At 53.2% G+C, this 14850-nt stretch carries 11 protein-coding genes; 6 read left to right on the top strand and 5 right to left on the bottom strand.

Annotated features, from left to right (window positions below; all coding sequences use genetic code 11):
* Positions 1–8 precede the first annotated feature (8 nt).
* A complete protein-coding gene (locus ABOC97_RS02415) occupies positions 9–431 on the top strand; it encodes a DoxX family protein (RefSeq protein ID WP_234502413.1) in 423 nt (140 codons plus the stop codon).
* A gap of 220 nt (positions 432–651) precedes the next feature.
* Here ABOC97_RS02415 and glyA read toward each other — a convergent pair whose 3' ends face one another.
* Positions 652–1905, bottom strand: a complete 1254-nt coding sequence (gene glyA, locus ABOC97_RS02410) for a serine hydroxymethyltransferase (RefSeq protein ID WP_349593656.1) — start codon at positions 1903–1905, stop codon at positions 652–654.
* A 327-nt stretch (positions 1906–2232) separates the two neighbouring features.
* On the opposite strand from glyA, the gene hmpA reads away from it, so the two are divergent.
* The 5 genes from hmpA to dtpD all read left to right on the top strand — a co-directional run bounded on the left by hmpA (position 2233) and on the right by dtpD (position 10532).
* Positions 2233–3423: an NO-inducible flavohemoprotein gene (gene hmpA / locus ABOC97_RS02405; RefSeq protein WP_349593653.1), complete on the top strand. Its 1191-nt coding sequence runs from the start codon at positions 2233–2235 to the stop codon at positions 3421–3423.
* A 142-nt stretch (positions 3424–3565) separates the two neighbouring features.
* Positions 3566–5095, top strand: a complete 1530-nt coding sequence (gene cadC, locus ABOC97_RS02400; RefSeq protein ID WP_349593650.1) for a lysine decarboxylation/transport transcriptional activator CadC — start codon at positions 3566–3568, stop codon at positions 5093–5095.
* A gap of 348 nt (positions 5096–5443) precedes the next feature.
* Positions 5444–6775 (top strand): cadaverine/lysine antiporter, encoded by a 1332-nt coding sequence (gene cadB / locus ABOC97_RS02395; RefSeq protein ID WP_234502419.1) that lies wholly within the window; start codon positions 5444–5446, stop codon positions 6773–6775.
* A gap of 82 nt (positions 6776–6857) precedes the next feature.
* The gene (gene cadA, locus ABOC97_RS02390) at positions 6858–9002 is read left to right on the top strand and encodes a lysine decarboxylase CadA (protein WP_349593646.1); all 2145 of its coding nucleotides are present in this window, start codon (positions 6858–6860) and stop codon (positions 9000–9002) included.
* Positions 9003–9074: 72 nt separating this feature from the next.
* Entirely contained in the window at positions 9075–10532 is a 1458-nt protein-coding gene (gene dtpD, locus ABOC97_RS02385) for a dipeptide permease DtpD (protein WP_349593643.1), read from the top strand.
* 44 nt (positions 10533–10576) lie between these two features.
* On the opposite strand, the gene glnB is transcribed toward dtpD, so the two are convergent.
* The 4 genes from glnB to ABOC97_RS02365 all read right to left on the bottom strand — a co-directional run bounded on the left by glnB (position 10577) and on the right by ABOC97_RS02365 (position 14460).
* Positions 10577–10915: a nitrogen regulatory protein P-II gene (gene glnB, locus ABOC97_RS02380; protein ID WP_002438074.1), complete on the bottom strand. Its 339-nt coding sequence runs from the start codon at positions 10913–10915 to the stop codon at positions 10577–10579.
* Between the two features lie 68 nt (positions 10916–10983).
* Positions 10984–12321, bottom strand: coding sequence for a two-component system response regulator GlrR (gene glrR / locus ABOC97_RS02375; protein WP_234502424.1), 1338 nt, complete (start codon positions 12319–12321; stop codon positions 10984–10986).
* A complete protein-coding gene (gene qseG / locus ABOC97_RS02370) occupies positions 12314–13027 on the bottom strand; it encodes a two-component system QseEF-associated lipoprotein QseG (RefSeq protein WP_416013229.1) in 714 nt (237 codons plus the stop codon). Before qseG ends, glrR begins: the two co-directional genes overlap by 8 nt.
* Positions 13024–14460, bottom strand: coding sequence for a sensor histidine kinase (locus tag ABOC97_RS02365; RefSeq protein ID WP_349593635.1), 1437 nt, complete (start codon positions 14458–14460; stop codon positions 13024–13026). Before ABOC97_RS02365 ends, qseG begins: the two co-directional genes overlap by 4 nt.
* Between the last annotated feature and the right edge of the window lie 390 nt (positions 14461–14850).

Here is a 14850-nt window from a genome sequence, read left to right as displayed (position 1 = left end):
GAACTGCCATGAACTGTCTTCGCTATCTCGACTTTGGCGCTTCACGCGATCTACTGCTGCTGATCGCCCGTATCGCCATCGTGCTGCTGTTTATTCTCTCCGGCTATCCCAAAATGCTTAACTTTGACGGTACGGTACAATACATGACCTCATCCGGCGCGCCGATGCCGTCACTGGCCGCCATCATTGCTATTTTGATGGAGGTGCCGGCCGTTATTCTGGTGATCCTGGGCTTCTTCACGCGCCCATTGGCGGTTATCTTTGTCTTCTATACGCTGGGGACGGCGGTCATTGGCCACCATTTCTGGAATATGACCGGCGATGCGGTGATGCCGAATATGATTAACTTCTATAAGAACATCAGTATCGCTGGCGGGTTCCTGCTGCTGGCGATTGTCGGGCCGGGGAAAATCTCGCTGGACAGACGTTAAGGCATTGCCCGATGGCGGTTTCGGCGGGGGCGCTGCGCATATCCCGTAGGTCGGATAAGGCGCAGCCGCCATCCGACAATCAGGCAGCTCACGTGCCGGGTTTTTGGCGGGGGCGCTGCGCTTGCCCGCCCTACAACCGAGTATATTGGTAGGTCGGCAGCCACCATCTGACACAAAAAAGGCCGCATTCGCGGCCTTTTTCACATCTGACGATTAACGCTTATGCGTAAACCGGGAAGCGTGCGCAGATATCCAGCACTTTCGCTTTGATGCGTTCGATGGTGGCTTCATCATTGATGTTGTCCAGCACATCGCACATCCAGCCAGCCAGCTCTTTCACTTCAGCTTCTTTAAAGCCACGGCGAGTCACCGCTGGGGAACCGATACGAATACCAGAAGTCACAAACGGGCTCTTCGGATCGTTTGGTACGCTGTTTTTGTTGACGGTGATGTTAGCACGGCCCAGCGCAGCATCCGCTTCTTTACCGGTCAGGTTTTTGTCGACCAGATCCAGCAGGAACAGGTGGTTCTCAGTACCGCCAGAAACCACTTTGTAGCCACGGTTCAGGAACACTTCTACCATTGCTTTGGCGTTTTTCGCGACCTGCTGCTGGTAGATTTTGAACTCTGGCTCCATGGCTTCTTTCAGCGCCACCGCTTTACCCGCGATAACGTGCATCAGTGGGCCGCCCTGAGCGCTTGGGAAGACAGCAGAGTTCAGTTTTTTGTACAGCTCTTCGCTACCGTCTTTCGCCAAGATCAGGCCACCGCGTGGGCCAGCCAGAGTTTTGTGGGTAGTGGTGGTGACGACGTGAGCGTGTGGAACCGGGTTCGGGTAAACGCCAGCGGCAATCAGACCCGCAACGTGGGCCATATCGACGAACAGATACGCGCCGATGCTGTCTGCGATTTCACGCATTTTTGCCCAGTCAACGATACCGGAGTAAGCGGAGAAACCACCGATGATCATCTTCGGTTTGTGGGTCTGCGCCTGCTTAGCCATATCTTCGTAGTCAATTTTACCGGACTCATCAATACCGTAAGGGATGATGTTGTACAGTTTACCGGAGAAGTTAACCGGGGAACCGTGAGTCAGGTGACCGCCTTGCGCCAGGTTCATACCCAGAACGGTATCACCTGGCTGCAGCAGCGCGGTGTAAACCGCGAAGTTAGCCTGAGAACCGGAGTGCGGCTGGACGTTAGCGTAGTCTGCGCCAAACAGCTCTTTCGCGCGGTCAATCGCCAGTTGTTCAACGATATCAACGTATTCACAGCCACCGTAGTAACGCTTGCCCGGATAACCTTCAGCATATTTGTTGGTCAGCTGAGAACCCTGAGCCTGCATGACGCGCGGGCTGGTGTAGTTTTCGGAGGCGATCAGTTCAATGTGCTCTTCCTGACGTACTTTTTCTTGCTCCATAGCCTGCCACAACTCGGCATCATAATCGGCAATGTTCATTTCACGCTTTAACATCCGCATCTCCTGACTCAGCTAACAATAAAATTTTGACCTGAAAAAGGCAGTCCCGTTGGACAACGGCCAACAGTATAACCGAATCGTTCTGTGATAACAGGTCTTGACAAACGAAATTACGCAAACGTTTACCTTCAAGCCACACAAGGGCTTGAGGAATAAAGGCCTTACGTCATGAAGTGGATTTCTTTTCAGGATTGTGATGCGAATAATTCATCTTGTAACCGAGTTGGTGCATTCTCACAAAGAACCATTTACAAAGCAGGGGTATTTTTATAAGATGCATTTAATATGCAACATTAAGTGATAATCAAAGGAAAACCTGCCATGCTTGATGCTCAAACCATCGCTACCGTAAAAGCCACAATTCCACTGCTGGTTGAAACCGGCCCAAAACTCACCGCCCACTTTTATGACCGGATGTTCGCCCATAACCCGGAACTGAAAGAGATTTTCAATATGAGCAACCAGCGCAACGGCGACCAGCGTGAAGCACTGTTCAACGCGATTGCCGCCTACGCCAGCAATATTGAAAACCTGGCGGCCCTGCTGCCTGCCGTTGAGAAAATTGCGCAGAAGCACACCAGTTTCCAGATTAAACCTGAGCAGTACGACATCGTCGGCGGCCACCTGCTGGCAACACTTGATGAAATGTTCAGCCCGGGCCAGGAAGTGCTGGACGCCTGGGGTAAAGCCTACGGCGTGCTGGCTGGCGTGTTTATTAATCGCGAAGCTGAGATCTACCGTGACAGCGCCAGTAAAACCGGCGGCTGGGAAGGCACCCGAGCTTTCCGCATCGTCAACAAAACTCCACGCAGTGCGCTGATTACCAGCTTCGAAATGGAACCTGTCGATGGCCTGCCGGTGGCTGACTATCAGCCGGGGCAGTATCTGGCGGTATGGTTGAAGCCGGAAGAGTTCGAGTTCCAGGAAATTCGCCAGTACTCACTGACGCGTAAACCGGACGGTAAAAGCTATCGTATCGCGGTAAAACGCGAAGATGGCGGCCAGGTTTCAAGCTGGTTGCATAACGCAGCCAAAGAAGGTGATGTGATTTATCTGGCAGCACCGGCCGGGGATTTCTTCTTGCAGGTTACGCCACAAACTCCGGTGACGTTGATCTCTGGCGGCGTAGGCCAGACGCCAATGCTGTCGATGCTGGACACGTTGGCGAAAAACCGCCATTCGGCGCAGGTTAACTGGTTCCATGCGGCGGAAAATGGCGAAGTTCATGCCTTTGCCGACGAAGTCAACGCGCTGGGCGCACAGCTGCCAAACTTTACCTCTCACCTGTGGTATCGCACCCCAACCGACGCTGACCGTCAGGCAAAAGCCTTTGACAGCGAAGGTCTGATGGCGCTGTCCCCGCTGGCCGATAGTCTGCAAGACGCACAGATGCAATTCTATCTCTGCGGTCCGGTGGTCTTTATGCAGTACGCAGCCAAACAGCTGGTTGAGCTGGGCGTGAATGCCGACCATATTCATTATGAATGTTTCGGGCCGCATAAAGTACTGTAAGGTTATCTTTCCTGGCGAGCATTTTTTGCTCGCCTTTTTACCCCTCCAACAAGCGCCAACGCAGGCTACAGCCCAAAATTGAGAAGGGAATTATGTTATCATCGCTAACTTATCCCGTTCTTTTCTTTGGCGACTCATTTTTATGCAACAACCGGTTGTACGCGTCGGTGAATGGCTAGTCACGCCTTCTGTTAATCAAATCAGCCGTCCTGGACGCCAACTCACCCTCGAACCTCGACTCATCGATCTGTTGATGTTTTTTGCCCGTCATCCCGGCGAAGTACTGAGCCGCGATGAGCTCATCGATAACATCTGGATGCGCCATATTGTGACCAGCCATGTGGTCACCCAGAGCATTTCTGAGCTGCGTAAATCTCTACGCGATAGCGCCGACAGTAACGCTGATTACATTATCACCGTGCCCAAAAGAGGCTACCAGCTAACCGCGCCGGTGGTGTGGCTCGATAATACAAGCGACGAACCGCTCGACGAAGAACCCGCGGCGGAATCACTGCCTGCACCGCTATCAGCGCCAGTATCAACGCTCGTACCAGCATCAGCATCAACACCACGCCCGATATCCAGACCTCGTCGCTGGTTCGCCAATTTATGGACTCTGGGCGCCTTGTCACTGTCACTCGGCGTGCTCATTGCCATGGTGTTGCTGTCCGTGGCCCGCCCTCACCCGCAAGTGACTCGCGCCCATCTGTTGCTCAACCCACGCGATATTGATGTACGCTTTGAACCCGGTGCCTCGTGCAACAACTGGGCTTCACAGCAGTCCTATGTCATTGGGCTGGGGACGTTGATCACCACCTCGCTGAATACCTACTCCACCTTTATGGTTCACGATAAAACTGACTATAACGTCAATGAACCTAGCAGCTCCGGGAAAACGTTGACCATCAGCTTCGTGAACCAGCGTCACTACCGCGCACAGCAGTGCTTTATGTCCGTGCTGTTAATCGACAACGCCGACGGTTCTACGATGCTGGACAAGCGCTACTTCGTCACCGACGGCAACCTGGTATCGATTCAAAGCGATCTCTTCGACAGCCTTTCTGCTGCGCTGGTACAGCCATGGCCTGAAAATCTGCAAAAGGAACTGGACCATTTAAAGCTGGCGCAAACGCTCTCTCTGGCGCAGTTCTACCAGGCATTGCAGCTCATTACCGTTGGTGACGCTCAGTCTTTAAATAAAGCCAGTGACCTGCTGGGCAACACCATTAAATCCTCCCCGGACTTCACCTACGCGTATGCCGAAAAGGTAATGGTGGATGTTTTACGTCATTCACAGCAGCCTTTTGATAGCCAACAGCTCATTTTACTTAATGAGGAATTAACCCGCGTCGCGCAAATACCTGCGATGCAGAACAGTGCCGTTCTCTATCGCATTCAGGCTATCGATTTTTTGACTAAAGGCAACGTGGATAATGCATCCGCCGCTATTAATAAAAGCATTGAACTGGAAATGTCATGGTTGAATTACGTGCTGCTGGGCAAGGTATATGAAATGAAAGGTGAGAGCCGTCTGGCTGCCGATGCTTATATTACCGCATTTAATTTACGCCCCGGTGACAACACCCTGTACTGGATTGAAAACGGTGTATTTCAAACCTCAATAGAAAAAATCGTCCCTTATTTACAGACATTCCAACCTAAAGAATCTTAAACGTTCCCGCGGATTAATTACTCAGGTTAAATATCCCCTAGCAGAATGTAACCATGATGTTGTTGTGAGGTTTTAATTGTTACCTCACAACAACATTATACCTCTCCAAAAATCAAGACTACCACTTTGTAATTACTCGTTATTTATCTTTCCATGATATAAAGATTTTATCCTGACATGTTAATGTAAAAAGCTAAAGACCTCATTTTTTTCATGTTTGTTTTTATTTCACTTTAACTTTAGGACTTCTCTTAACCCGCTCAGTAACATTGCCATCAGTTGGTCGGGTCACTCGTCATTACTCATCTCGCGATCCGGTCCTAAAAATACTGTTCAGGAGAAACGAACATGAGTTCTACCAAAAAGATCGGGCTATTTGCCTGTACTGGCGTGGTTGCCGGAAATATGATGGGGAGCGGGATTGCTTTATTACCCGCGAGCCTCGCCAGCATCGGTGGCATTGCCATCTGGGGTTGGATTATTTCTATTATTGGCGCCATGTCACTGGCTTATGTTTACGCCCGATTGGCGACCAAAAATCCACAGCAGGGTGGTCCTATTGCATACGCTGGTGAATTATCTCCGGCCTTCGGTTTCCAGACCGGCGTACTGTATTACCATGCAAACTGGATTGGTAACCTGGCTATCGGGATTACCGCAGTCTCTTATTTATCTACCTTTTTCCCAATTTTAAATGACCCAATTCCTGCCGGTATCGCGTGTATTGCTGTTGTTTGGCTGTTCACCTTTATCAATATGTTGGGCGGAACTTGGGTAAGCCGTCTGACCACCATTGGTTTGTTCCTGGTACTGATTCCGGTTGTACTGACCGCGATTGTCGGCTGGCACTGGTTTGACGCTGCGACCTATCACGCAAACTGGAATACCTCTACCACCACCGATCCACACGCGGTAATCAAAAGTATTCTGCTGTGCCTGTGGGCATTCGTTGGCGTTGAATCCGCCGCGGTCAGTACCGGTATGGTAAAAAATCCAAAACGTACCGTTCCGCTAGCAACCATGCTGGGTACCGCCATGGCCGGTATTATCTATATCGCTGCCACTCAGGTTATCTCTGGTATGTATCCGGCTTCCGTCATGGCAGCCTCTGGGGCACCGTTTGCAGTCAGCGCCTCGACCATTCTGGGCGGCTGGGCAGCACCGCTGGTTTCCGCTTTCACCGCCTTTGCGTGTCTGACTTCACTGGGTTCCTGGATGATGCTGGTTGGTCAGGCAGGCGTTCGTGCCGCAAGCGACGGCAACTTCCCGAAAGTGTACGGCGAACTTGATAAAAACGGCATCCCGAAAAAAGGCCTGCTGCTGGCTGCCGTCAAAATGACCGCGCTGATGATTATCATCACCATCATGAACTCCAGCGGTGGTAAAGCTTCCGACCTGTTCGGCGAACTGACCGGTATCGCAGTCCTGCTGACTATGCTGCCGTACTTCTACTCATGCGTTGACCTGATTCGCTTCGAAGGCTTCAACATCCGTAACCTGGTAAGCCTGGTGTGCTCGGTTCTCGGCTGCGCCTTCTGCTTTATCGCGCTGATGGGCGCCAACTCTTTCGAACTGTCCGGCACATTCATCATTAGCCTGGTCATCCTGATGTTCTATGGTCGCAAAATGCACCAGCGCCAGAGTGATGACAAAGACAACAAACCGGCCCAGGCGCTTTAACCGCTAACCCCTTTTTCACAAGGTCCTTTCCTCACCTGCCACATCGCTGCGGGAAGGGCCTCTTTTACCTGGAAAAATGACTATGAACGTTATTGCTATCATGAACCACATGGGCGTCTACTTTAAAGAAGAGCCTATTCGTGAACTTCACCGTGCGCTGGAAAGCCTCGACTTCCGTATTGTTTACCCGAATGACCGCGAAGATCTGCTGAAGCTGATTGAAAATAATGCCCGTCTGTGCGGCGTTATTTTCGACTGGGATAAATACAATCTGGAGCTGTGCGAAGAGATCAGCGCCATGAACGAGTACATGCCGCTGTATGCGTTTGCCAACAGCTACTCGACGCTGGACGTTAGCCTGAACGACCTGCGTATGCAGGTCCGTTTCTTCGAATACGCACTGGGTGCGGCAACTGATATTGCGGCTAAAATTCGTCAAACCACCGATGAGTACATCGACAACATTCTGCCTCCGCTGACTAAAGCGCTGTTCAAATACGTTCGCGAAGGCAAGTACACCTTCTGTACCCCAGGCCATATGGGCGGTACGGCTTTCCAGAAAAGCCCTGTCGGCAGCATTTTTTATGACTTCTTCGGCCCGAATGCGATGAAGTCTGACGTGTCGATTTCCGTCTCTGAACTGGGTTCTCTGCTGGATCACAGCGGCCCACATAAAGAAGCTGAAGAGTATATTGCCCGCGTGTTTAACGCCGAGCGCAGCTATATGGTGACGAATGGCACCTCAACCGCCAACAAAATTGTCGGCATGTACTCTTCTCCTGCGGGCAGCACGGTACTGATTGACCGTAACTGCCACAAATCGCTGACCCATCTGATGATGATGAGCGACATTACGCCTATCTATTTCCGTCCAACCCGTAACGCCTACGGTATTCTGGGCGGCATTCCGCAGAGCGAATTCCAGCGTGCGACCATTGAAAAACGCGTCAAAGAGACGCCGAATGCCACCTGGCCGGTACACGCCGTCATCACCAACTCCACCTATGACGGTCTGCTGTACAACACCGACTACATCAAGAAAACGCTGGATGTGAAATCCATTCACTTCGACTCAGCCTGGGTGCCTTACACCAACTTCTCCCCAATCTATGCGGGCAAGTGCGGTATGAGCGGCGGGCGTGTAGAAGGCAAAGTTATCTACGAGACGCAGTCCACGCACAAACTGCTGGCCGCGTTCTCTCAGGCCTCCATGATTCACATTAAAGGTGACGTTAACGAAGAGACGTTCAACGAATCCTTTATGATGCATACCACCACCTCTCCGCACTACGGTATCGTGGCTTCCACCGAAACCGCCGCCGCGATGATGAAAGGTAACGCCGGTAAGCGTCTGATCAATGGTTCGATTGAGCGCGCAATCAAGTTCCGTAAAGAGATAAAACGTCTGAAAGGCGAGTCTGATGGCTGGTTCTTCGACGTCTGGCAGCCGGATCACATCGAGGGGCCAGAATGCTGGCCGCTGCGTTCCGATAGCCCATGGCACGGTTTCAAAAATATCGATAACGAGCACATGTATCTCGACCCGATTAAGGTCACGATTCTGACCCCGGGGATGAAGAAAGATGGCACCATGGATGAGTTCGGTATCCCGGCCAGTCTGGTGGCGAAATATCTCGACGAGCGCGGCATCATCGTGGAGAAAACGGGCCCATACAACCTGCTGTTCCTGTTCAGTATCGGTATCGATAAAACCAAAGCACTGAGCCTGCTGCGCGCGCTGACTGAATTTAAACGCGCATTCGATCTGAACCTGCGAGTGAAAAATATTCTGCCAACGCTGTACAGCGAATCACCTGAATTTTATGAAAATATGCGTATCCAGGATCTGGCGCAGAATATTCATAAACTGGTTGAGCATCACAACCTGCCGGATCTGATGTTCCGCGCATTTGAAGTGCTGCCAGAAATGCAGATGACGCCTTATGCCGCGTTCCAGAAAGAGCTGCACGGCGAAACCGAAGAGGTATATATGGAAGAAATGGTGGGCCGCGTTAATGCCAACATGATCCTGCCGTATCCTCCAGGTGTGCCACTGGTTATGCCGGGTGAAATGATCACTGAGCAAAGCCGCCCGGTATTGGAATTCCTGCAGATGCTGTGCGAAATTGGCGCGCATTATCCAGGCTTTGAAACCGATATCCACGGTGCCTACCGCCAGACTGACGGTCGCTATACCGTTAAAGTACTGAAAGAAAATAAAAAATAAGATGAAACACCCAGGGAAGCGGCTTGTCGCTTCCCTTTTTTCACGCCGCTTTTCACACAGTAAGGAGTCGACATGAAAACACCCTCACAACCGCGCGCGATCTACTACATCGTGGCGATTCAAATCTGGGAATACTTCAGCTTTTACGGCATGCGTGCCTTACTTATCCTTTATCTCACCCACCAGCTCAATTTTAATGACAGCCACGCGATAAGCCTGTTTAGCGCCTACGCCTCTTTGGTCTATGTCACCCCTATTCTGGGCGGCTGGCTTGCCGACCGCCTGCTCGGCAACCGTACAGCGGTGATGACTGGCGCAGTATTGATGACACTCGGCCATATTGTTTTGGGCGTCGAGTCCGATTCTATCTGGAGTCTGTACCTCGCGCTGGCGATTATTATCTGCGGCTACGGTCTATTTAAATCGAATATTAGCTGCTTGCTCGGCGAACTGTACGAACCAGAAGACCCGCGCCGGGACGGTGGTTTTTCGCTGCTGTATGCGGCGGGCAATATCGGCTCTATTGCAGCCCCAATTGCCTGCGGGCTGGCCGCGCAGTGGTACGGCTGGCACGTCGGCTTTGCGCTGGCAGGAATCGGCATGTTTATCGGCCTGATGGTTTTTTTAAGCGGTCATCGCCACTTCCGTCATACCCAGGGGGTGAATACACCCGCACTACGCGCAGTGACGTTTGCCCTGCCGACCTGGGGCTGGCTGGTTCTGATGCTCTGCATCGCGCCGGTGTTCTTTACTGTGCTGCTGGAAAATGACTGGGCGGGTTATCTGCTGGCCATTGTTTGCGCCATCGCCGCCGTTATCATGGCGCGCATCATGATCCGATTTCCACACGCCCGACGGGCGTTGTCGCAGATTGTCTTACTGATGCTTACCGGGACGCTGTTCTGGGTCCTCGCTCAGCAAGGCGGTAGCTCGATTAGTTTGTTTATCGATCATTTTGTGAACCGCCATTGGCTGAACACTGAAGTGCCAACCGCCCTGTTCCAGTCGGTCAATGCGGTAGCGGTCATGGCGGCAGGCGTAGTGCTAGCATGGCTGGTTCGTCCATCGGGAAATATCCGTTCGGCGCTGCGCGTCTGGCTGAAGTTTGCTTTCGGTTTGGCGCTGATGGGCGCGGGCTTTATGCTGCTCGCGCTGAATGCACGTGGCGCACAGTTGCACGGCCAGGCATCGATGGGAATGATGGTTGCCGGGCTTGCATTGATGGGCTTTGCGGAGCTCTTTATTGACCCGGTCGCGATGGCGCAAATAACCCGCCTGAACCTACCTGGCGTCACCGGTGTGCTGACCGGCGTCTATATGCTGGCAACCGGTTCAGTCGCCAACTGGCTGGCGGGCGTAGTCGCGCAGAAAACCACCGAATCACAGATTAGCGAAACGGCCATCGACGCCTATGGGCGCTTTTTCTCACAAATGGGGGAATGGACGCTGGGCTGCGTGGCCTTGATTGTCCTGTTGGTCGTCGCAAAACGTCTGCTCTGGACGCCGGTTGCACCGCTAGTAGAAGAGTAAATAGAGGACGCTGCCTGCACACGATGCGCAGGCAGCGTTGAACATTAAATTGCCGCGTCGTCTTCTTCGCCGGTACGGATACGAACCACGCGCGCAACGTCAAAGACGAAAATTTTACCATCGCCGATTTTACCGGTCTGCGCGGTACGAATGATGGTATCCACACAGGTATCGACGATATCGTCGGTTACTACGATTTCAATTTTGACCTTCGGCAGGAAGTCCACCATGTACTCCGCGCCACGATACAGCTCGGTATGGCCCTTCTGACGACCAAAGCCTTTCACTTCCGTTACCGTCATCCCGGTGATGCCCACTTCCGCCAGCGCTTCACGTACGTCATCGAGTTTGAAGGGTTTAATAATCGCATCAATCTTTTTCATGGTGTTCCTGTCGTTTTTATCGCGTAACCGGTTGCTCACCGTATCATAAATCAGTCGTTTGTCCGGTGCTACTCTTTAAAATCGTTCGCATCCAGTTCATGGCGGGAGAGTAATTTATAGAATTCGGTACGGTTGCGCCCGGCCATTCGGGCAGCATGGGTGACGTTGCCTTTGGTGATTTGCAGCAGCTTACGCAGGTAGTTGAGCTCAAACTGATTACGCGCCTCGACGAAGGTCGGCAGCGCGGTATTCTCCCCTTCCAGCGCCTGCTCCACCAGCGCGTCGCTGATTACCGGCGAGGAAGTTAGCGCCACGCACTGCTCGATAACGTTGACCAGTTGGCGCACGTTACCCGGCCAGTTTGCGGCCATCAATCGCTTCATCGCATCCGTCGAGAAGGCACGCACAAAAGGTTTGTGGCGGTCGGCGGCCTGACGCAGCAGGTAGTTTGCAAGCAGCGGAATATCTTCGGTACGCTCGGCAAGCGTCGGGATCTTGAGATTAACCACGTTGAGGCGGTAGAAGAGATCCTCGCGGAACTCGCCACGGGCCATTGCTTTAGGCAGATCCCGGTGAGTGGCGGAGAGGATACGAACGTTGATGTCCAGATCGCGGTTACTGCCCAGCGGGCGCACCTTACGCTCCTGCAATACGCGCAGCAGCTTCACCTGCAGCGGCGCGGGCATATCGCCAATTTCGTCGAGGAACAGGGTGCCGCCTTCCGCCGCCTGGAACAGCCCTTCCCGATTGCTCACCGCGCCGGTAAACGCCCCGCGCGCGTGACCAAACAGCTCAGACTCCAGCAGTTGTTCCGGCAGCGCGCCGCAGTTAATCGCCACAAAAGGCCTGGCGTGACGCGGACTGGCGTTGTGAATAGCCTGCGCCAGAATCTCTTTCCCGGTACCGCTTTGCCCGTTAATCAACACGCTGACATCGGACTGCGCCACCATCTGCGCCTGCTCCAGCAGGCGTAGCATCAGCGGGCTGCGGGTGACAATAGCTTCCCGCCACTGTTCATCCATCGCCGGAGACGAGCGCTCCAGCGCTTCGTCAATCGCCTTGTACAGCGCGTCTTTATCAACCGGTTTGGTTAAGAAGCTGAAAACACCCTGCTGAGTGGCGGCCACCGCGTCGGGAATGGACCCGTGAGCGGTGAGGATAATCACCGGCATACCGGGCTGCACTTTCTGGATTTCACTAAACAGCTGCAGACCGTCCATCTCATCCATCCGCAAATCGCTGATGACCAGATCGATACGCTCTTTCGCCAGCACCCGTAATCCTTGCTGGCCGCTTTCGGCGGTCTGCACCCGATAGCCCTCGCTGGTTAAACGCATGCCCAGCAGTTTTAACAGGCCGGGATCGTCATCCACCAGCAGCAGGTGTGCGGGTTTACGGTTAGTCATGTTTATCCTCGTCAGATGCGCCGCCGTGAGTCATATCCGCCCCCGGCTTGCGGCTGGAGAGCTGGCGTTCAATATCCGTCAGGTTTTGCAGTTTACGGGTGGTTAAATCCAGTTCCGCCTGCAATTGCTGTTGCTGCACACGCAGCGCGTCCAATTGAGCATCGCTGGTTTCCTGCAGTTTACTGTAGCGCTGTCGTTCTTCGGCGAGTGACAGCTGTAGCACCTGACCGTCGCGCCAGACCTGATACAGAGGGCGGATGCGCGACGGGATAGCGGAACTAAGCGCGTCAATATCTGCAACCGCCTGTCGACGTTCGGTTGGGGTAATTTTAGCATTCGCCAGCAGGATGCCGCGCTTGAAAGCTCCCTGCCAGTTTCCTATCGGCAGCACGTTAGCATCGGCACGCGCACGAGCCGCAGGAAGGCGATCGGCGCAGTCCATGCCGCGCAGCCAATAAAGAGGGTTATTTTCAGCAGCATCGCCGCTGAGCGCCCAGATATCATCGCAATCGGTCGACAGGTAATCGGCAACCTGTTGACGGGGTTCATTACCGTCGGCGCTGGAACCGGCATTATGCGGCGTCAGCGAGGTATTACACCCGGACAGCAGCAGGCAGGCGAGGCCAAATAACCCGCCACGCCACGGCAGCGGCCGCCGACCCGTACGCGTTAAAAATTGGGGCATAGTGACTCGATATCGTTTCATGTGGTTGTTTTTTCAAGCCCTGGGGTTGGGAGTTCAATACGAAAACAGACGTTGCCGTCCTGTGCGTCGCTAAGATATAGCTCGCCGTGCATTTTCCGCACCGAATCGCGCGCCAGGCTTAAGCCAAGACCGCTTCCCTTCACCGCGCCTTTGCGCTGATGGCTACCCTGATAAAAAGGCTCGAAGATCATTAATTTTTCAGCATCCGGGATCGGGGCTCCAGTATTGATTATATCAATGATTACCTTAGTTCCTTCCCGGCGGCTATGCAGATAAATGTTACCGGATTCAGTGCCATAGTGCACCGCATTCGAATAGAGATTATCCAGCGCATTCATCAGAAGCGTCGGTTCTGCCAGGCAGGTGGGAGCCTGGAGGTCAACCTGCGTGCGCATCATTTTAGCCCTCGCTGGCAGGCTGTGCGCGGAAACCACCATTTCGACCAACGGTGCGAGGGTCACGGGCTCCATGTGTATGGCTGTTTCGCTTAGCTTACGGTTATAGTCCAGCAGTTGCTCAATCAGCGTTTGTAAGTTGCGACTGCTGCTGTCGAGAATAGCCACGACCTCTTTTTGCTCCGCATTGAGCGGCCCAACAATCTGATCGGCCAGCAGCTCGGTACCCTCGCGCATGCTGGCGAGCGGCGTTTTCAATTCATGAGACAGATGACGCAAAAACTGGTGGCGCTGCGACTCGAGCCACGACAGGCGTTCACTTAACCAGACGATGCGCTGCCCGACGGAGCGCAGTTCACGCGGCCCGCGGAACATGACTTCGCCGTCAAGAGACTGCCCTTCCCCCAGACGATTGATCATACTCTCAATTCCCTTCACCGGGCCGATAATCATGCGTGTGAATAACAGCACCATCGCCAGACTGACCAGAAACAGCACCAGCGCCTGCCAGCCAAAGAACTGGCCACGTTCGGCAATCGCCTGCTGTAATTGCTGTCCGCGCGAGAACACGACGGTACGCGTTGCCTGAACCAGTTCGCTATTGGCGCTGGAGAAGGCCGCCAGCCGTTCTGCCGCCGACTTTTGCGGCCCGCTATTGGTACATTGCAGCAGCGCCAGATCATTGAGGTTCTGACGTAATTGCTGATAAAGGGTGACATCAGGCAGCACGCCCGCATGCGCCTCCAGCATATCGCCATAACGCTTGCGTTGATTCTGGTAAACCTTCGCCAGCGTTGGATCGTCTAGCACGCAGTACTGGCGGTAGCTGCGCTCCATATCCAGCGCAATGTTAGCCATCGCTTCGCTGCGTCGTGCATCGATAAGCGTGGTGCGGTTGGTCTGTTCAGCCTGCGCACTGAGCATATTCAGGCTCTGCCATGCCTGCCAGGCCAGCACTAACAGCGGCAGCAGGATCAACAGAAAGGACAACGTCACCAGTTGGCGCAGCGATCGTGGAGAAAGAGAGAGGCGTTTCAAAAGCGGTGTCTCAATAAAGCAACATACTGGAATGCTAACTGAGGTTATCGGAGAGGGAAAGGCCAGAAACAACAAAGCCGGGCATAAGCCCGGCTTTGTTATGGAATAAGGCGGTGCCTAACTCAACGTTTCGCCCGATGATTGATAAAGCAGAGCTGTTATCAGTTGCTGGACGGCAGGCACCTTGTTGTGCGTCATTCGAAGTTTATGTAGCACGTCCCGAAGGGGCTGACATAAGGAGGTGAATGAGCCACTGATTAATATTATGCACGATGCGTGCCACAATACAAAACAATAAATTAACACAATGATAAATATAAGAAATATACCCAAAAAGGCACGGTGGTGTTTTGGGCGTTTTTTAACCACCCTGTCGCTAATTAGCAACAC

The organism is Kluyvera huaxiensis, from assembly GCF_040149365.1.
Classification (GTDB): Bacteria; Pseudomonadota; Gammaproteobacteria; order Enterobacterales; family Enterobacteriaceae; genus Kluyvera; species Kluyvera intermedia_A.
Note: the sequence above shows the minus strand (reverse complement) of the source record. Positions and strands in the feature narration are given on the sequence as shown.

Excerpts from the sequence above, each read along its gene's own strand:
- glrR (WP_234502424.1), bottom strand. The coding sequence starts at position 12,321 with ATGACTAACCGTAAACCCGCACACCTGCTGCTGGTGGATGACGATCCC.
- ABOC97_RS02415 (WP_234502413.1), top strand. The coding sequence starts at position 9 with ATGAACTGTCTTCGCTATCTCGACTTTGGCGCTTCACGCGATCTACTG.
- glnB (WP_002438074.1), bottom strand. The coding sequence starts at position 10,915 with ATGAAAAAGATTGATGCGATTATTAAACCCTTCAAACTCGATGACGTA.
- qseG (WP_416013229.1), bottom strand. The coding sequence starts at position 13,027 with ATGAAACGATATCGAGTCACTATGCCCCAATTTTTAACGCGTACGGGT.
- cadB (WP_234502419.1), top strand. The coding sequence starts at position 5,444 with ATGAGTTCTACCAAAAAGATCGGGCTATTTGCCTGTACTGGCGTGGTT.
- hmpA (WP_349593653.1), top strand. The coding sequence starts at position 2,233 with ATGCTTGATGCTCAAACCATCGCTACCGTAAAAGCCACAATTCCACTG.
- cadA (WP_349593646.1), top strand. The coding sequence starts at position 6,858 with ATGAACGTTATTGCTATCATGAACCACATGGGCGTCTACTTTAAAGAA.
- glyA (WP_349593656.1), bottom strand. The coding sequence starts at position 1,905 with ATGTTAAAGCGTGAAATGAACATTGCCGATTATGATGCCGAGTTGTGG.
- dtpD (WP_349593643.1), top strand. The coding sequence starts at position 9,075 with ATGAAAACACCCTCACAACCGCGCGCGATCTACTACATCGTGGCGATT.
- cadC (WP_349593650.1), top strand. The coding sequence starts at position 3,566 with ATGCAACAACCGGTTGTACGCGTCGGTGAATGGCTAGTCACGCCTTCT.